General features: G+C 67.0%; 14 protein-coding genes and 1 riboswitch. Of the genes, 5 read left to right on the forward strand and 9 right to left on the reverse strand.

The window, feature by feature from the left end:
- Nucleotide 1 precedes the first annotated feature (1 nt).
- Entirely contained in the window at nt 2-802 is an 801-nt protein-coding gene (locus tag AC1DE3_RS25560; RefSeq protein ID WP_476780865.1) for a MetQ/NlpA family ABC transporter substrate-binding protein, read from the forward strand.
- A 184-nt stretch (nt 803-986) separates the two neighbouring features.
- Here the strand turns inward: AC1DE3_RS25560 and AC1DE3_RS25565 are convergent, their stop codons facing one another.
- Nucleotides 987-3,188, reverse strand: coding sequence for an esterase-like activity of phytase family protein (locus AC1DE3_RS25565; RefSeq protein WP_476780866.1), 2,202 nt, complete (start codon nt 3,186-3,188; stop codon nt 987-989).
- A 68-nt stretch (nt 3,189-3,256) separates the two neighbouring features.
- Complete coding sequence (locus AC1DE3_RS25570) at nt 3,257-3,682, reverse strand: hypothetical protein (protein WP_476780867.1); 426 nt, start codon at nt 3,680-3,682, stop codon at nt 3,257-3,259.
- 129 nt (nt 3,683-3,811) lie between these two features.
- Here AC1DE3_RS25570 and AC1DE3_RS25575 point away from each other — a divergent pair, with 129 nt between their 5' ends.
- Together AC1DE3_RS25575 and AC1DE3_RS25580 are read left to right on the forward strand one after the other, a co-directional pair.
- Entirely contained in the window at nt 3,812-4,633 is an 822-nt protein-coding gene (locus AC1DE3_RS25575; protein WP_476852862.1) for a helix-turn-helix domain-containing protein, read from the forward strand.
- Between the two features lie 81 nt (nt 4,634-4,714).
- Nucleotides 4,715-4,906 carry a CsbD family protein gene (locus tag AC1DE3_RS25580; protein ID WP_441509831.1) on the forward strand — a complete coding sequence of 64 codons (192 nt, stop codon included), beginning with the start codon at nt 4,715-4,717 and terminating at the stop codon, nt 4,904-4,906.
- Nucleotides 4,907-4,971: 65 nt separating this feature from the next.
- Here AC1DE3_RS25580 and dnaJ read toward each other — a convergent pair whose 3' ends face one another.
- Nucleotides 4,972-6,102 carry a molecular chaperone DnaJ gene (gene dnaJ / locus AC1DE3_RS25585; protein ID WP_476780869.1) on the reverse strand — a complete coding sequence of 377 codons (1,131 nt, stop codon included), beginning with the start codon at nt 6,100-6,102 and terminating at the stop codon, nt 4,972-4,974.
- Nucleotides 6,103-6,257: 155 nt separating this feature from the next.
- Nucleotides 6,258-8,177 (reverse strand): molecular chaperone DnaK, encoded by a 1,920-nt coding sequence (gene dnaK, locus AC1DE3_RS25590; RefSeq protein ID WP_476780870.1) that lies wholly within the window; start codon nt 8,175-8,177, stop codon nt 6,258-6,260.
- 493 nt (nt 8,178-8,670) lie between these two features.
- Here dnaK and AC1DE3_RS25595 point away from each other — a divergent pair, with 493 nt between their 5' ends.
- Nucleotides 8,671-9,378 (forward strand): hypothetical protein, encoded by a 708-nt coding sequence (locus AC1DE3_RS25595; protein ID WP_476852863.1) that lies wholly within the window; start codon nt 8,671-8,673, stop codon nt 9,376-9,378.
- A 176-nt stretch (nt 9,379-9,554) separates the two neighbouring features.
- On the forward strand, nt 9,555-10,646 hold the full coding sequence (locus AC1DE3_RS25600) for a linear amide C-N hydrolase (protein ID WP_441509835.1): 1,092 nt from the start codon (nt 9,555-9,557) through the stop codon (nt 10,644-10,646).
- Nucleotides 10,647-10,749: 103 nt separating this feature from the next.
- On the opposite strand, the gene AC1DE3_RS25605 is transcribed toward AC1DE3_RS25600, so the two are convergent.
- The 5 genes from AC1DE3_RS25605 to AC1DE3_RS25625 all read right to left on the reverse strand — a co-directional run bounded on the left by AC1DE3_RS25605 (nt 10,750) and on the right by AC1DE3_RS25625 (nt 16,465).
- Nucleotides 10,750-11,697 carry a SphA family protein gene (locus AC1DE3_RS25605; RefSeq protein ID WP_441509836.1) on the reverse strand — a complete coding sequence of 316 codons (948 nt, stop codon included), beginning with the start codon at nt 11,695-11,697 and terminating at the stop codon, nt 10,750-10,752.
- Between the two features lie 146 nt (nt 11,698-11,843).
- Entirely contained in the window at nt 11,844-12,602 is a 759-nt protein-coding gene (locus tag AC1DE3_RS25610) for a hydroxyethylthiazole kinase (protein ID WP_476780872.1), read from the reverse strand.
- Nucleotides 12,603-12,607: 5 nt separating this feature from the next.
- Complete coding sequence (gene thiC / locus AC1DE3_RS25615) at nt 12,608-14,485, reverse strand: phosphomethylpyrimidine synthase ThiC (RefSeq protein ID WP_476780873.1); 1,878 nt, start codon at nt 14,483-14,485, stop codon at nt 12,608-12,610.
- Nucleotides 14,486-14,563: 78 nt separating this feature from the next.
- A riboswitch (TPP riboswitch) is annotated at nt 14,564-14,668 on the reverse strand.
- A 71-nt stretch (nt 14,669-14,739) separates the two neighbouring features.
- Complete coding sequence (locus tag AC1DE3_RS25620; RefSeq protein WP_476780874.1) at nt 14,740-14,937, reverse strand: hypothetical protein; 198 nt, start codon at nt 14,935-14,937, stop codon at nt 14,740-14,742.
- Between the two features lie 442 nt (nt 14,938-15,379).
- Nucleotides 15,380-16,465 (reverse strand): OmpA family protein, encoded by a 1,086-nt coding sequence (locus AC1DE3_RS25625; protein WP_476780875.1) that lies wholly within the window; start codon nt 16,463-16,465, stop codon nt 15,380-15,382.
- Between the last annotated feature and the right edge of the window lie 570 nt (nt 16,466-17,035).

Genomic DNA, 17,035 nt, shown 5'->3' on the forward strand with positions numbered 1-17,035 from the left:
CATGACGACCTCTTTCAGCCGCCGCGCCGCGCTCGCAGCCGGTCTCGCCCTGGCGCTCGCAGCCGGCCCCGCCTTCGCCCAGCAAAACCAGGTGCTTCGGATCGGCGTCACGCCCGGCCCCCATGCCGAGATCCTCGAGAAGGTGAAGCCGCTGGCGGCGCAAAAGGGCCTCGACCTCAAGATCACCGAGTTCTCCGATTATGTCGTGCCGAACCAGGCGCTCGACGCCGGTGAGCTGGACGCCAACTCCTTCCAGCACGAACCCTATCTCGACAATCAGGTGAAGGATCGCGGCTACAAAATCGTCAAGGTCGGCCTCACCGTGAACTTCCCGATCGGCATCTACTCGTCGAAGTACAAGAGCTGGGCCGAGCTCCCCGACGGCGCCACCATCGCCATCCCGAACGACCCGACCAATGGCGGGCGCGTGCTGCTGCTGCTGCAGGACAAGGGCGTGATCAAGTTGAAGGACGGGGTCGGATTCAAGCCGACCGTGGCCGACATCACCGGCAACCCGAAGAAGTTCAAGATCATCGAGCTCGAGGCCGCCCAGACGCCGCGTTCGCTGGCCGACGTCGCCGCCGCCGCGATCAACACCAACTACGCCGTCGACGCCAAGATCGACCCCGCCTCGGCCATCCTGCGCGAGGATGCCAAAGGCCCCTATGTCAACCTGATCGCAGTCCGCGCCGCCGACAAGGACAAGCCCTGGGTCAAGACGCTGGTCGAAGTCTATCAGAGCCCGGAGATCAAGAGCTTCATCGCCGAGCGCTACAAGGGCGCCGTGCTCGCCGGCTGGTGACCGTCTCCTCCCACCTGGCTTCTTCATGGGCCAGGCGCCTTGCCCCGGATGCATCGCATCCGGGGCTTTTTTTATCATGCGTCATGGTCGGGCCTGACCCGACCATCTTGGAAACCAGCGTCCTCCGGTCATGAGGTTTCTCGGGTCTGCGCTTCGCTTCGCCCGGGAATGAGCGGGCGGCTCGTCAGTTGCCGATCTTGCCGAAGGCGAAGAACTGGGTCTCGCCGGAGGAATCGTCGACGCCGTCATTGTCGGTGATGACAAAGAGGTGCCCGGCCTTGTCGACGGCCATGCCCTCGACCTTGTCGAGACCGTAGCCGCCGGCCTTCATCAGATCGGGCGTCAGGTCGCGCAGCAAGGTCTTCGTGACGGTCGGGATGTCCGCCGCGCCGATGGCGGCGGGCTTCAGGCCCTTCACCGAGAAGGTCTGGAGCGTCTTCGCCGCCTTGGCGCCGAAGCCGTTGTCCCGCTCGATCACGGCGAAACGGTCGTCGCCAAGGGCAACCAGCTCGGAGAGGCCCATCCAGAAGCCGGCAGCCGGCTGGGAGAGCGGGTAGTGCAGCACGCCCCATTCCTTGGTCGCCGGCTTGTAGGAGAGGATCTTGGTCTTGCCCTTCGGATCGTCCTTCCACTCGCGCTGCACCGCGAGCCAGACGGTCTCCTCAGGGCCCGTACCGGTCACCGCCACGCCCTCGAAGCCAAAGCGGACCGCATGCTTCGCCAAAGCCTCAGGCAGGACGATCTCTTCCTCGACCTCGCCCTTGGCCGAGACGCGCAGCAGGATGTCGGCGAGCGGCGCATCCTTCTTCTCGGGATTGCCCTCGGAGGCCAGCCAGAAGCCACCGCCCTCGCGGGTCGCAATGCCTTCGAGATCATAGGAAGCGGGCTTGCCGTCCCTGGTCACGGTAATCGCGCCGATGATGCGGGCGGGCTTCTGCGTCCCGTCGATCTCGAGGATGCGCGAGGGCGTGTAGGCGCTGTCGGTGATCAAGAAGAGCTTGCCCGGCGCGGTGCGGTCCGCTGCAAGGCCGGAGAGCGCACCCCAGCCGATCGGCAGGCCGTTCTCGTTCTGCGACTGGATGGTCGGGTAAGCCGCGGCCTGCTCGGCGCGGCGATAGATCATCACCGCCGAACGCGCGCCGCCCTTCTCGCCGGCATCGGTTTCCGAAGCCGAAACGAAAAGGTCGCGCTGCGGGATGGCGAGAAGCCCCTCCGGACCGATGCCGGTCGGCAGGGCCTGCAGGTAGCGCGGCGCCTTGCCGGGTCCTTCGTCCTTGTAGACCAGCACCAGCGACGCCCGCTCCAGCCCGACGAAGATCAGCCGGTCGTTGCCATAGGTCGCGACCTCGATGCCCTCGGGCTCGCTGCCCTTGGCGGCCGAGCGCTTCTCGGGGTAATGGCCGAGGCGCATGGCGATGTGGTCGACCTCCGAAGCGGAATCGAACTCGACGGTGCCGTCCTTGCGGAAGATCGTGAAGCCGCGCGAGCCGCCCTTCCAATCGCCCTCATTGGCGGTGACGAAGCGGTCGTTGTCGATCCAGCGCACGGCGTCCGGCTCGCGCGCAACGCCCTTCAGCTCCTCGGTCGGGCTGATCTTGCCGTCGCGGGTCTTGTCGATGTTCTTGAGATCGACGCTGCCCGCCGAGAAATGGGTCACCACCTTGCCCGTCTTCGAATCGACGACGATGAGGTGGTTGTTCTCCTGCAGCGTCACCACGACGAGCCCGTCCTGATTGACGTCGACGAATTCCGGCTCCGGATCGGTCGGCTCGACGGTTGCGAGGCCGGTCAGGTCGACGACCTGGCGGGTGGCGCAGTCGATGGCGCCATCCTTGATGCCGATCAGGGTGAGGTTGCCGGCGGGGAGCTGCGGCAAGGCGCCCTTGTTGAGCTTCTCGTCGCGCTCGTTCTCGATCGCGATCGCGACCTTGCCCTTGTCCTTGGTGAGCGTCACCGAGTCCGGCTGGCCGCCGAGATCGCATTTCGCCACGACCTGCCTGGTCTTTAGGTCGACCGTGGCGAGGTGGCCGGCCGGCTCCTTGAAATTGTCGCCAGAGGTGACGACGGCAACGAAGGCCTTGTCGCCGAGGATGGTGACCGAGGTGGATTCACCGTCGAGCGGCACGAAGCCGGCCGGCTTCGGATTGGCCGGGTCGGCGATGTCGATGATGCCGAGCGCCTTCTGCTCGCCATCGGTATAGGCCAGCAGCATGCCGTCCTCGCTGGCTGCGATGATCTCGGAGACGGTCTTCTTGGCGGGATCGCGGTCGGCCGGCAGGTTCTGCGGCACGGAGAAGGTGGCGATGCGATTGAACATCGGCTCCGCGCCGGCGGTGCCCGCGAGGAGGAGGGAGGCGAGAGCCGCGAGGACGAAAGGCTGGCGCATGGAACGGACCCGCTGACGGAAAAGGATATCCGCGGCTAGAGAGCCCATGCGACAGCCGCGTGACAGCGTCAGCCAAGACTTGCGCCCAATGCGGCATTATCGTGGGCCGGCGAGCGCCGGAAGCCGATCACCTCCAGCTCGGTGACGATGGCGACGGCCGCAGCCTGGGCGAGCACGAAGGCGATGCCGAGCCCGGTCGGCGCCAGCCAGCCCGTCAGCAGGATCGCGATGCTGTCGACGATCCAGAGCAGGTTGATGCCGATGACCGCATAGACGGCGAGGCGCGGCAGAATCGTGCGGCTGGCGAGGAAGCCCAGCAGCGCCGCGCAAGGCAGCAGCACGATGCCCGCTCCGCGCAGCAACCCCTCCGGCAGGCCGAGGGGCACGGCGAGCGGGCCGGCGGCCGTAGCGAGCAGCAGGCCCATGCCGGCGCAGGCCGCGGCATCGAGCGCGAGGGCGTTGCGAAGCAGTGGTGAGGGTTGGATGAGCGACATGGCATTCTCCTTCCGTTTCATGGGCAGGCAGCCCGTTTCGATGCGGGGAATGCTGCCGATTTCGGGAGAGCCCGTCGATTAAGCGGGAGGTAATTGGAACGGCCCGCAGGGATCGCTAGCTTGCCTGCCATGAACAAGCATCACGCCCCCTCCTTCGGCACGCTGCTGCGCGACTGGCGCCAGCTGCGCCGCTTCAGCCAGCTCGACCTCGCGCTCGAAGCCGAGATCTCGCAGAAGCATCTGAGCTTCGTCGAAAGCGGACGCTCGCGCCCGAGCCGCGAGATGGTGCTGCTGCTCGCCGAGCATCTCACGGTGCCGCTGCGCGAGCGCAACGCCCTGCTGCTGGCGGCCGGCTATGCGCCGGTCTATCCCGAGCGTTCCCTGGAAGATCCGTCGCTGAACGCCGCCAGGGGCGCGATCGACTTGATCCTCAAGGGGCACGAACCCTACCCGGCGCTCGCCGTCGACCGGCACTGGACGCTGCTCGCCGCCAATGGCGCGGTGACCCGGCTGCTCGGCCTCGTCGCCGATGCGGCGCTATTGCAGCCACCCGTCAATGTTCTGCGCCTGTCGCTGCACCCGGATGGGCTTGCGCCGTTCATCGTCAATCTCGACGAATGGCGCGGCCATCTGCTCGCCCGGCTGCGCCAGCAGGTTCGGGCTACGGCGGACGGCACGCTTGGCGCCCTGCTGGAAGAACTCTCCACCTATCCGCATCCCGGCAAGGCCGGACAGGAGCGGCACGACCCGGACGCCGAAGCCGGCATCGTCGTGCCGATGCAGTTGCGGCTCGGCGAAACCGTGCTGTCTTTGATCTCGACGACGACGGTCTTCGGCACGCCGGTGGACATCACCCTGTCCGAACTGGCGCTGGAGACGTTCTTCCCGGCGGATACGGCCACGGCTGAGGTGCTACGCGCGCTCGCCGCGAGCGGAAGCGGGACGGTGTAGTCGCCCGGAACCGATCCGGCGCAGTGCAGTTTCTTGGAGGGACGCGACCGAGGTCGCACCGGAACCAGGAGGAGCCACGCAATGGGTAGCACGACCGACAAGATCAAAGGCATGGCCAACGAGGCCGCCGGCAACGTCAAGCAGGCCGCTGGCAAGGCGCTCGACAAGCCGGAATGGGAGGCCAAGGGCAAGGCTCAGGAACTGAAGGGCGAGGCCCAGCAGGCACTTGGCAAGGGCAAGGACGCGGTCAAGAAGGCCGTCGACAAGGCCTGAAGCACCGCCCCGAAACACAAAGGGCCGCCGAAAGGCGGCCCTTTTTTACTGCTCGACACCGAGGCTCAAGCCGTGCCGCCGAGCCCGCCGAGGAAATCCTTGACCCGGCCGAAGAAGCCGGCCGTCTCCGGATGATTGTTGTGCGAGCTCTCGCGCTCGAACTCCTCCAGCAACTCGCGCTGGCGGGCCGTCAGCTTCTGCGGCGTCTCGACCACGACCTGGATATAGAGGTCTCCGACATCGCGCGAGCGCAGCACGCTCATGCCCTTGGCCTTCAGGCGGAACTGCTTGCCGGTCTGGGTGCCTTCCGGGATCTTCACCCGCGCCTGCTCGCCCGAGAGCGTGGGAACCTCGATCTCTCCGCCGAGCGCGGCCGAGACCAGCCCGATCGGCACGCGGCAGAACAAATCGGCACCGTCGCGCTGGAAGATCGCGTGCGGCTTGATCGAGAGGAAAATGTAGAGATCGCCCGCAGGCCCGCCGCGCAGGCCGGCCTCGCCCTCGCCGGCAAGGCGGATGCGCGTGCCGTCCTCGACGCCGGCAGGAATGTTGACCGAGAGGGTGCGCTCGCGGGTGACGCGGCCGGCGCCCTGGCAATTCTTGCAGGGGTCGTCGATGATCTCGCCGCGACCGGAGCAGGTCGGGCAGGTCCGCTCGACCGAGAAGAAGCCCTGATTGGCGCGGACGCGGCCATGGCCGCCGCAGGTCGGGCACTGCCGCGACTTCGAGCCGGGCTTGGCGCCGGTGCCGGAACAGGACTCGCAGGAGACCGAGGTCGGCACGCGGATCGAGGCGTTCTTGCCGGTGAAGGCCTCTTCCAGCCCGATTTCGAGATTGTAGCGCAGATCGGCGCCGCGCTCGCGGCCATTGGCGCTGCGCGGGCCGCCGCGGCGGGCATCGCCAAAGAAGGAATCGAAGATGTCCGACATGAAGTCGGAGAAATCGGCGTTGCCGCCGGGGCCGCCGCCATTCTCGAAGGCTTGGTGGCCGAAGCGGTCATAGGCCGCGCGCTTCTGCCCGTCGGAGAGGACCTGATAGGCCTCGTTGATTTCTTTGAACTTGATCTCGGCTTCCTTGTCGCCGGGATTCTTGTCCGGGTGATGCTGCATCGCGAGCTTGCGGAAGGAGCTCTTGAGCTCGACCTCCGTCACGGTCCGGCTGACGCCGAGGATCTCGTAGTAGTCTCGCTTCGACATCGAAACGTCTGCCCCTTGCCTTTGACGCGCCATGGCCGGGCGCGGCGGCCCGGCCATGCGCGACAGGCGTTGTCCATCCTGCCTTCACGCCGCCCCGGAACGAGATGGCCGGGTTCGAGCCCGGCCACCCCATCGCGTTCCGCGACGAACGCGGATTACGCGCTCTTCTTCTTGTCGTCCGAGACGTCCTTGAAGTCGGCGTCGATGACGTCGTCCTTCTTGGCTTCCGCAGCAGCTTCGCCTTCAGCACCGGCGGCAGCGCCCTCGGCCTGGCTGGCGGCATACATCGCCTCGCCGAGCTTCATCGAAGCCTGCATCAGCTCGTTGGTGCGAGCCTGGATGACTTCGACGTCCTCGCCGGTGAGCGCGGTCTTCAGCGCCTCGGCCGCGGTCTCGATCGCCGACTTGTCGGCCTCGGTGACCTTGTCGCCATAGTCCTTCAGCGACTTCTCGGTCGAGTGAACGAGGCTCTCGCCCTGGTTCTTGGCCTCGACCAGCTCGCGGCGCTTCTTGTCCTCGGCGGCGTTGGCCTCGGCATCCTTCACCATCTTCTGGATGTCGGCCTCGCTGAGGCCGCCCGAAGCCTGGATCTTGATCTGCTGCTCCTTGTTGGTGGCCTTGTCCTTCGCCGTCACCGAGACGATGCCGTTGGCGTCGATGTCGAAGGTCACCTCGATCTGCGGCATGCCGCGCGGGGCCGGCGGAATGCCCATCAGGTCGAACTGGCCGAGCAGCTTGTTGTCGGCCGCCATTTCGCGCTCGCCCTGGAAGACCCGGATCGTCACCGCGTTCTGGTTGTCCTCGGCGGTGGAGAAGACCTGGCTCTTCTTGGTCGGGATCGTGGTGTTGCGGTCGATAAGACGCGTGAAGACACCGCCCAGCGTCTCGATGCCGAGCGACAGCGGGGTCACGTCGAGCAGCAGCACGTCCTTGACGTCGCCCTGGAGGACGCCGGCCTGGATCGCGGCGCCGATGGCGACGACCTCGTCGGGATTGACGCCCTTATGCGGCTCCTTGCCGAAGAACTGCTTCACGACCTCCTGCACCTTCGGCATGCGGGTCATGCCGCCGACGAGAACGACCTCGTCGATCTGGCCCGCCGAGAGGCCGGCATCCTTGAGCGCCTTCTTGCAGGGCTCGATGGTGCGCTGGATGAGATCGTCGACCAGGCTCTCGAACTTGGCGCGCGACAGCTTGATGGCGAGGTGCTTCGGACCGGAAGCATCCGCCGTGATGTAGGGCAGGTTGATCTCGGTCTGGGCGGTGGTCGAGAGCTCGATCTTGGCCTTCTCGGCCGCTTCCTTCAGGCGCTGGAGAGCGAGCTTGTCCTTCTTCAGGTCGATGCCCTGCTCGCGCTTGAACTCGTCCGCGAGATATTCGACGAGGCGCATGTCGAAGTCCTCGCCGCCGAGGAAGGTGTCGCCGTTGGTCGACTTCACCTCGAAGACGCCGTCGCCGATCTCGAGGATCGAGACGTCGAAGGTGCCGCCGCCGAGGTCATAGACCGCGATGGTGCCGGCGGACTTCTTCTCAAGCCCGTAGGCGAGCGCAGCCGCCGTCGGCTCGTTGATGATTCGGAGCACCTCAAGGCCGGCAATCTTGCCGGCATCTTTGGTGGCCTGGCGCTGGGCGTCGTTGAAATAAGCGGGAACCGTGATGACGGCCTGGGTGACGGGCTGGCCGAGATAGGCCTCCGCCGTCTCCTTCATCTTGGTGAGCGTGAAGGCCGAGATCTGCGACGGCGAATATTCCTTGCCGTCGGCGGACACCCAAGCGTCCCCGTTCGAGGCCTTGGTGATCTTGTAGGGAACGAGCTTCAGGTCCTTCTGCGTCATCGGATCGTCGTAGGTACGGCCGATGAGGCGCTTGATCGCGAAGAAGGTACGCTCCGGATTGGTGACGGCCTGGCGCTTGGCAGGCTGGCCGACAAGGCGCTCGCCATCATCCGTGATGGCGACGATGGAGGGCGTGGTGCGCGCGCCCTCGGAATTCTCGATGACCTTCGGCGTGGTGCCTTCCATCACTGCAACGCAGCTGTTGGTCGTGCCGAGGTCGATACCAATGACTTTACCCATGGATGGGATCCCTTTCGATTGAGCAGATCGCCGGCCTGCGACGCATTCACGCCGCCTGCCGGCCCATGGACCGGGTCGCCCCCGCTTCAGCGGCGAACGCTCCGGCATTCCACGTTTGACGGTGGTTAAACCGCCCCTTGGGCGCGTATATAGTGAGGGTGTTCCCGCCCTTGCAAGACAGGCGAGCCGATTAAGAAGCGGGGATCGTGGGGTTTTGGGCTGCGCCGGCGCTTTCCGCAGCGACTGTGTCCTTGCGGCCCTTGCGCGGAATTGCGCCCGCCTTCATGCAGGAAGGCCGTTCCGTTTGCGCATGGACACCATGAGCCGATCGACGCGCATCGCCCCTATGCTGGTGGCTATCTCGGCCGCGATGACGGCGCTCGCGCAGGCGCAGCCCCTGCAATTGCCGGGCGCACAGCCATTCAATGCTCCCGGCACGCAGCAGGGTGCTCCCTCTGCGCCCGGCGCGCCGGCAGCACCGCGACCACCGAGCATGCCCGCGATCAAGATCCCGACCGAGGAGGCAATCCTCGGAAAGATCCTTCACCGCAACGGCCATCACGGCGAAGCGACCTTCACGAAAACCGCCAACGGCTTCGGGATGAAGCTCGGCCTCGACGGCTTCCAGCCAGTCAATCTGGTCGAGCCCTGCTCTGTTTCCTTCGGCGACGCGCCCGTCCCGGTCACGGCGCTGGGACGGCCGGCCGGCGTGCCCCGCTACCGGCTGGAGGCGCCGATCTGCCCGATCGTCTTCGACGTCCTCGACGGCGCCGTCCTCGTCGTGGAGCCCACCGAACCTTGCGTCGTCGAGGCGGCCCAGTGCCGGATCGATCCGCGTGGCCTGTGGGGCCCGGACGCCCGAACGATCGCCGCGCAGGCAAGGGAGATCGAGCGGGCGCGCGGCACCGCCGAGCGCGCCGTCCGCGAGGGGTACCGGACCCTGACGGCCAAGTCTGACGCCGTCGAGCAGCGCTCGATCGCCCGCGAGCAGGCGGGTTTCTCCTCCGAGCGCGAAACCATCTGCCGCGATTTCCAGCGCGAGGGTCAGATGGGCTTCTGTGCGGCCCGGATCACGGAAGCCCGCGCCGCCGCGCTGCGCGTGCGGCTCGGCCTTGGCACCGAGTCCAAGCCCGCCCCCAAGCCGAAGCCGCGTCCGGCAACGCCGAAGCCGGCACCGCTGTCGCTCGCCCCGACGCAGTAGAAAGTCGGCCTGGCCCTTGCCGGCGGCGCCGGGTTCGTCGCCTGTTAGGGCTCCATTCACCAATTTTTCCGGCTCTCCTTCCGGCCCCCAGAAGGCAGCGCGCTTCTTTACGATTGCTGCGTGAGTGACCGCGTACCAAGCCCGGGCACACCGCTTTGGGGGATAGAATGCGTCTTATGAATTGGGGTTTCGCGAGAAAAGGCCTGTCGGCCCTGCTCGCCGGCCTGCTCGCCAGCGCCGCGCCGGCTCAGGCCTGCACGAATATTCTGATGATTGCGGCCGACGGCACGCCGGTTTACGGCCGCACGCTCGAATACGCGCTCCAGACACCGTCCGACGTCGTCGTCGTCCCGCGGAACTACGCCTTCGTCGGCACCCGCCCCGCCAACATGCCGGCTCCCAAGTGGAACACGCGCTATGCATTCGTCGGCGTGATGAGCTTCGGCCAGCCTTTCGTCTCCGACGGCATGAACGAGAAGGGACTCGCTGGCGGCGCCCTGTATTTCCCGGATTTCGTGGGCTACACGCCCGTGGCGCAAGCCGACCCGAACACCGCGCTCGCGCCCTGGGAATTCCTGAGCTGGGTCCTGTCGAACTTCGCTACCGTCGCTGAGGTCAAGGAAGCGCTCAACAAGGCCGTGATCGTCGACCTTCCGGCGCCGATCGTGAATTTCACGCTGCCATTCCACTTCCCGATCCACGATGCGACGGGCGCCTCGATCGTGATCGAGCCGGTGGACGGCAAACTGAAGGTCTATGACAACCCGATGGGCGTTCTGACGAACTCCCCGACCTTCGACTGGCACCTCAACAACATCCGCAACTACGTCAAGATTTCGCCCGTCGCGGCCGATCCGCTGAAGATCGGCGGCAAGACCTTCGAGCCCTTCGGGCAAGGCTCCGGCCTGCTCGGGATTCCCGGCGACCCGACGCCGCCCTCGCGCTTCATCCGCGCGCTCGGCTACGTCGCCTCGGCGAAGCAGGCTCCCGACGGCCCCCAGACCGTTCGTCTCGTCGAGCACATCATGAACAATTTCGACATCCCGGTCGGCTTCATCAACTCGGCGGCGAAGGGCGGGGAGCTCGAATATACCCAGTGGACTTCGGTCGCGGATCTCAGGGCCAAGAAGTACTATATCAAAAGCTATCAGGATCAGGTCCTGCGCATGGTCGACCTGACCAGCTTCGACCTCGACGCCAAGGCACTTCAGGTCGCGCCGTTCAAGCCGAACCCGGTGCCTCCGGCTCTTCAGTTCGCGAAGCCGTAATGCCGAAGCTGCCCGCTCTCCCCTTCGAGAGCGGGCATTTTCTTCTCCGGGCCACCCAAGGACCGAGAGAACCAAGCCCGCATCACGCGGGCTTCTTTTTGCGTCAGGGAGAGGTCGTCAGCGGCAACGAGACCGTGAGCAGGCCGACGGTTCCGCGCGCGCGGTTCTCGACGGCGAACTCGCGCAGAACCTTGATGCGGGTAGAGATCGGCGTCTTTCCAATCGTGAAATTATAGGCCAGCGTGCCGCCGAGCGCGGTCACGCGGCCCTTATAGGCACCGAGCTGCGCGCCCGCTCCGCTGTCACCGGTGACCTGCTGATAGTGATAGCCGATCACTCCGGCGGAAAGCGCGCTGGTCAACGCTTTCGAGGCGGCCCATTCCAAGTGAAACTCGGTGCCCGTCCGGTAGTCCGTGGCCGGATTAGTGCCGTTGAACGTCACCCCGGCGATGCCTGAGAGATCGATGCCGGTTTCCGGATCGAACCAGGTGAGGGCGCCGGACAGATCCGTGGCCCAGCGGTGAAAGGCAAGATTGGCCAGTTCCCCGTTGCGGTACTCGCCCGCAGGCGCGTTCACCATGACGGTTGCATTCCAATGGAACTTGCCGGCATGCCAGCCGAGAATCGTCGAGAATACGGGATCGCCGACCATCGTGGCCTTGTCGCGCAAATTGGAGCCGACAAGGCGGTTCGTTTGCGGCGAATCGTATTCGACACCGGCCGCGACCCGGACGCGGCCGACAGGCAGAGTGGCCCCGAAGGCGAGATTGCCCCCGGCGAGTTCCCAGGGCGTCACCCACGTTCCGCTCAGGAAATCGGCCCGTGCCTGACTCCGCACACCGGCAACGAAGCGACCGCCGGAAGGCAATGACTTCCGGGCGTCGAGCTTGGCGTCGTAGCTGTAGGTGTCGCTCTCGAAATAGACCCCGGGAGGCGGCAGATAGCCAGCCATCGCGCCACGGCCGCCGAGCAGATAGAAGCCCGTGCCGTTCTCGGCCGCCCGGACATCCTCCGGCAGCCCGACGCAGCCGGCGGCCAGACCAAGGGCCATCAGGGCGACAAGCCGAAAGGGCCTGTGCGATTGCCCGCAGGCTTCGTTACGCATCATGTTGTCTGTTGCCCCCCGGCGCGGCCGTCGCCAGCCGGGCGAATCAGCCATGCGACCCTAGGATGCCTGCGGGCGGCGGTGAATCCCGGCTACATCATGTCTTTCATGTGTGACATTCGCGCCATACGTGCTTGCAGCATTCCGGCCTCGAGGCCAGCGACCGCATCGATCAGTTCGACGGCAAAGCTGCCGGGGCCATGGCAACGCTCGGCTGCGATTTCGCCCGCGATGCCGTAGGCCGTCAGCGCCGCAGCCGCTGCAATCACGGGATCGGGCTCGACCGCGAGGCAGGCAGCCACCAGCGCGCTTGAAGCGCAGCCCAGTCCGGTTACCCGGCTCATCAGCGGATGCCCGAAGGCCACGGAGAGCTTGCCGGAAGGACCGTCGATCGCGTCGACAGCCCCTGTCGTCGCGCGCGTGACGCCGGGGGAGCGCTCCAGCAGCCAGGCCAAGGCCGCCATCTCGGCGGCGTTGCCACGCACGACGACGCCCGGCAGCCGCAAAACGTCCTCGGCCAGCCGCAGCCGCAGGGGCGACAGCTCGACGAAGACCGGGTCGAGCACCAGCGGAATGCCGCGTTCGCGCGCCACAGCGACGAGCTTCGGGATCGCGCGCTCGCCCTCAGGGCTGATCGTGCCCAGATTGATCAGGATCGCGCTTGCCCCGGCCGCGACCGCCGCAACCTCCTCGGGATGACCAGCCATCGAGGGCACGGCCCCGAAGGCGAGCAGCATGTTGGCGGTGACGTTCTGCGCTACGGTATTGGTCAGGCAATGGATGCGCGGGCGGCGCTCGGACACCCGCGCGAGGATCGACGCGACCTTGGCCGCGTCGAGGCTGTCGTTCATGCCGCTCATTCGGCCGCAGGTAGATAGATGCTGCCACCCTTGTCGAGGAATTCCTTCGACTTCGCCGCCATGCCTTCAGCAGCCATGGCCTCGAGACTTGCCCTCTCATTGTCGCTCATCGCGAGAACCTCAGCGCGCAGGTCCTGCGTGATCTTCATCGAGCAGAATTTCGGCCCGCACATCGAGCAGAAATGCGCGACCTTGTGGGCATCCTTCGGCAGCGTCTCGTCGTGGAACTCGCGCGCCGTGTCGGGGTCGAGCGCCAGGTTGAACTGGTCCTCCCAGCGGAAGTCGAAGCGGGCGCGGGAGACCGCGTCGTCCCTGATCTTCGCCGCCGGGTGGCCCTTGGCGAGATCGGCGGCATGGGCGGCGATGCGATAGGTGATGACGCCGGTCTTGACGTCGTCACGGTTCGGCAAGCCGAGATGCTCCTTGGGCGTGACGTAGCAGAGCATAGCGCAGCCATACCAGCCGATCATCGCCGCGCCGATGCCAGAGGTGATGTGGTCATAACCCGGCGCGATGTCGGTGGTCAGCGGTCCGAGCGTGTAGAAGGGCGCCTCGCCGCATTCGCGCAGCTGCTTGTCCATATTCTCCTTGATCTTGTGCATCGGCACATGGCCGGGGCCCTCGATCATGACCTGGCAGCCCTTCTTCCAGGCGACCTGAGTCAGCTCGCCCAGCGTCTCCAGCTCGGCGAACTGGGCGCGGTCATTGGCGTCGGCGATCGAGCCCGGACGCAGGCCGTCACCGAGCGAGAACGAGACGTCGTATTTGCGCATGATGTCGCAGATCTCGTCGAAGCGCTCGTAGAGGAAGCTTTCCTTGTGATGCGCCAGGCACCAGCGCGCCATGATCGAGCCGCCGCGCGAGACGATGCCGGTCACACGGCTGGCCGTCAGCGGGACATAGGGAAGGCGAACGCCGGCATGGATGGTGAAGTAGTCGACGCCCTGCTCCGCCTGCTCGATGAGGGTGTCCTTGAACACCTCCCAGTCGAGCTTGATCGGATCGCCGCCGACCTTCTCCAGCGCCTGATAGATCGGCACCGTGCCGATCGGCACCGGCGAATTTCTGAGTATCCAGGAGCGGATGTTGTGGATGTTGCGGCCGGTGGAGAGGTCCATCACCGTGTCGGCACCCCAGCGGATCGCCCAGACCAGCTTCTCGACCTCCTCGGCGGCACCCGAAGTCACGGCCGAATTGCCGATATTGGCGTTGATCTTGACCAGGAAGTTGCGGCCGATCGCCATCGGCTCCAGCTCGGGGTGGTTGATGTTGGCCGGGATGATGGCCCGGCCGCGCGCGATCTCCTCGCGGACGAATTCGGGCGTGACGAATTCCGGAACGACAGCGCCGAAGCTCTCGCCGTCGGCATGGCGCTCCCTGGCGCCTTCCATCATGGCGGCGCGGCCGAGATTCTCGCGATGGGCGACATAGATCATCTCGGGCGTGACGATGCCGGCCTTGGCGAACTCGTATTGCGTCGCCATCTGGCCGGGCTTCGCCTCGAGGATCGGGCGCTCGGCCGGGCAGGCCGGCACGAGCTGCGCTTCGCTGATATGGCCGTTATCGGCGGCGGTGACGGCGCGGCCGGGCACGGTCTGGAAGCCGCGGGCATCGAGCCAAGCGCGGCGCGGCTGCGTCAGGCCGGCATTCAGGTCGATCCTGGCGTCGGTCTCGGTATAGGGGCCGGACGGGTCGTAGATGCGCACCGGCGGCTCGGCATCGGTCGTCAGCACGACCTCGCGGAAGGGCACGCGCATCTCGGGATGCTCGGGCGCGGCGACATAGATTTTGCGCGAGCCGATGATCGGGCCGGTCGTCACGCTTTGCGGCGCGGTCTTGACGCTGTTCTTCTGGGGTTTTGCGTGGGCATTCATGAGGATCTCCTCCTTGCGACAGGTCAGGAGATCCGGGTTTGAAAGCGGTACAGTCGCTGTCTGCGGACAAGGCTCGGCCCTGTGCACGCGTTCCAGTCCCTCCGCCGGTATGACCCGGATCAGGTTCGACGGGTTCGGCTTCGGAAGCCATCTCAGCCCTTGCGGGCACCCCTCGGAACAGAGGCGAGGTTAGGCGCAGAGAAGTCGCTTGGCAACGGCCTCAGCGACAAACGATCGAAGCTGGGGAAAGGAGATCAGGCGGTGCGGTCGACGAGGCCGCCCTGACCGGCCGGGAGCGTCGCCTGCGTCTGCTCGACGCTCTGCTGGAGCATGGTGACGAGGCTTTGGTCAGCCTGCGCGTTCTGCTTGAGCATCTCGACCGACAGCGCCTGCTGCGTCGAGGCGGCCTGCATCGTGACGATGCTGCGGGAAACGGAGGCTGCGTCGCTCATGCCGGCGACGCTAATGCGCCCGCCTTGCCAAATCCTGAACGACCTTCAGGGCCTGATGATCGACGGCACCGAGCGCGCATCGGCGGGTCGCGACTCGGCTGCGGCGGACCAGCCTGCGCCCTGTCATAGCGCTGCTCACGCCTGTCGGCGCGAGGCCGCATACCGCGTTCCCCTGCCGGCGGCCGCACGGCCTCATCCGCACGCGGCGCCACCGGCACGCCTGGAGCAGGCTGTTTCTCGGCAGGCGGAGCATTCTGAGCCCATGTCGGAAACGGCGCGAACGAACCGGCAAGCACCAGACCTGCCATCGCCAGAGCGGACATCTTCATGGCTGCATCTCCCATCAGCGCCTCCTCCGGAAGAGAAACCGCTGTGGGGGTGCGGGGTTCCCCACACCCCCACAGCGAACGGGGCTGCTCAACGGGCAGCCCCGTTCGAGAGGTCAGCGGTTCTGGCCGGTCAGCAGCGGCGTGATGCGCCGCAGCGTCACACGCCGGTTTTCGCGGGATGCCCCTTGCGTCTGCACCTTCAGATACTGCTCGCCATAGCCCTGGGTGGTCAGGTTTTCCGGCGGGATCTGGAAGTCGCGCGTCAGGATCTCCCCGACCGACTGGGCCCTGCGATCCGAGAGCGAGAGATTGTCGACATCGGCACCAACCGCGTCGGTGTGGCCCTCGACGAGGAAGACCTCGTTCGGCGAGCCTTGCAGCACGCGCCGGATCGAATCCGCGATCACTGCGAGGCGCTGCGCCTGGTCGGGCGTGACCTGCCAGGAGCCGGTCTCGAAGTTGATCGTGTCGATATCGACGCTGCGCATGCGGGCGCGCAGATCCGGCGAATAGCGGACCTCGTCCAGCGTGTAACGGCGCGGGATCGCGGCGATCGGCGGCGCCATGATCGTCTCGTAGATCAACGCCTCGTCGGCCTGGTCGGCATCGACGATATAGCGCTCGCGCGGGATCGGCAGCGGCGGCGGCGGCAGCACGACGATATCGTCGGCGAAGCGCCCCGGGCGATCGCGCAGGGTATTGTCGATGATCACCACCTCGCGGTCGTCGCGATCGATGCGGGTGCGGCGGATCAGCCGGCCCTCCTCGTCGGTGACGGTGACGATGCGCGTGCCGTCGGGCCGCTCGAACACGGTCCGCATCTCGCCGTCGCGGCGCTCGGAACGGCCTTGCCAGCCGAGATCGCGGAAGCGCTGGTCCTCATCGCGGCGGATGATGGCCCGGCCGTCATCGTCGCGGATGATGGTGCGGCCGGGCTCGCGGATGACGGTAACGTCACCCTCGCGCCGTTCCTCGCGCCGCGCCCGGATGTCGTCGAAGCGCTGCGCTCCCTGAACGGCCATGATGCCGCCGATCGCGCCGACACCGAGGCCGATCGCACCGGCCACACCCGGCGAGATGCCGCCGCGACGGCCTTCGCGCTGCGGCGGCTGGCTGGGGAAGACCCCGCCAGACGGCGGCTGCGCGGGAGCCGTGCCGGGCTGCGTCGGTGCGACACCGGGCTGCGCCGGAGCCGGCACCCCAGGAGCGGCTGCCGGAGGCACGCCCGGAGCGGGGCGTGCGGGCTGAGCGGGCGCCAGCCCCGCGGGCGGCGTGCCCGGGGGCGGCGTCGGAGACGCGGCGCCGGGTTGGGTCGGAGCCGGAGCGATCGGAGCCGTGGCCGGAGGTATTGCCGGGCGCAGCGGCTGTGCCGGAACTGCGCCGGCCGGCGGAGACGGAGCTGTAACGCCCGGCTGCGCCGGAGCGCCGGGAGCGGCGCCGGGCTGCGGCGCTGCGCCCAGCGGGCGCTGGGACGGAGCCGCAGACGGCGGAACAGCCGGCCCACCGCGCGGAACCGCGGAGGGCGGCGCGCCGGCGCCGGGCTGAGCGGGTGTGCCGGGAGCAGCGGAAGGTGGAGCTCCGGGCGGACGCGGCTGCCCTCCGGGAGCCGAGGGAACCGCACCTGGCTGCGGAGCAGGCGCTGGAGGACGAGCCTGAGGCGGCGCAGCAGAGGGGGGCACAGCAGGGCCGCCGCGCGGCACGGCCGAAGGCGGCGCGCCGGGCCGGGCCGGCGCCGGGGGAGCTGCTTGCGGTCGCTGGCCGGATTGCGC

It is taken from the genome of Allobosea sp. 10L417, assembly GCF_056395485.1.

Excerpts from the sequence above, each read along its gene's own strand:
- AC1DE3_RS25620 (WP_476780874.1), bottom strand. The coding sequence starts at position 14,937 with ATGAGCGACGCAGCCTCCGTTTCCCGCAGCATCGTCACGATGCAGGCC.
- AC1DE3_RS25580 (WP_441509831.1), top strand. The coding sequence starts at position 4,715 with ATGGGTAGCACGACCGACAAGATCAAAGGCATGGCCAACGAGGCCGCC.
- AC1DE3_RS25595 (WP_476852863.1), top strand. The coding sequence starts at position 8,671 with ATGCCCGCGATCAAGATCCCGACCGAGGAGGCAATCCTCGGAAAGATC.
- thiC (WP_476780873.1), bottom strand. The coding sequence starts at position 14,485 with ATGAATGCCCACGCAAAACCCCAGAAGAACAGCGTCAAGACCGCGCCG.
- AC1DE3_RS25600 (WP_441509835.1), top strand. The coding sequence starts at position 9,555 with ATGAATTGGGGTTTCGCGAGAAAAGGCCTGTCGGCCCTGCTCGCCGGC.
- AC1DE3_RS25565 (WP_476780866.1), bottom strand. The coding sequence starts at position 3,188 with ATGCGCCAGCCTTTCGTCCTCGCGGCTCTCGCCTCCCTCCTCCTCGCG.
- AC1DE3_RS25570 (WP_476780867.1), bottom strand. The coding sequence starts at position 3,682 with ATGTCGCTCATCCAACCCTCACCACTGCTTCGCAACGCCCTCGCGCTC.
- AC1DE3_RS25575 (WP_476852862.1), top strand. The coding sequence starts at position 3,812 with ATGAACAAGCATCACGCCCCCTCCTTCGGCACGCTGCTGCGCGACTGG.
- dnaJ (WP_476780869.1), bottom strand. The coding sequence starts at position 6,102 with ATGTCGAAGCGAGACTACTACGAGATCCTCGGCGTCAGCCGGACCGTG.
- AC1DE3_RS25605 (WP_441509836.1), bottom strand. The coding sequence starts at position 11,697 with ATGGCCCTTGGTCTGGCCGCCGGCTGCGTCGGGCTGCCGGAGGATGTC.
- dnaK (WP_476780870.1), bottom strand. The coding sequence starts at position 8,177 with ATGGGTAAAGTCATTGGTATCGACCTCGGCACGACCAACAGCTGCGTT.
- AC1DE3_RS25610 (WP_476780872.1), bottom strand. The coding sequence starts at position 12,602 with ATGAACGACAGCCTCGACGCGGCCAAGGTCGCGTCGATCCTCGCGCGG.
- AC1DE3_RS25560 (WP_476780865.1), top strand. The coding sequence starts at position 2 with ATGACGACCTCTTTCAGCCGCCGCGCCGCGCTCGCAGCCGGTCTCGCC.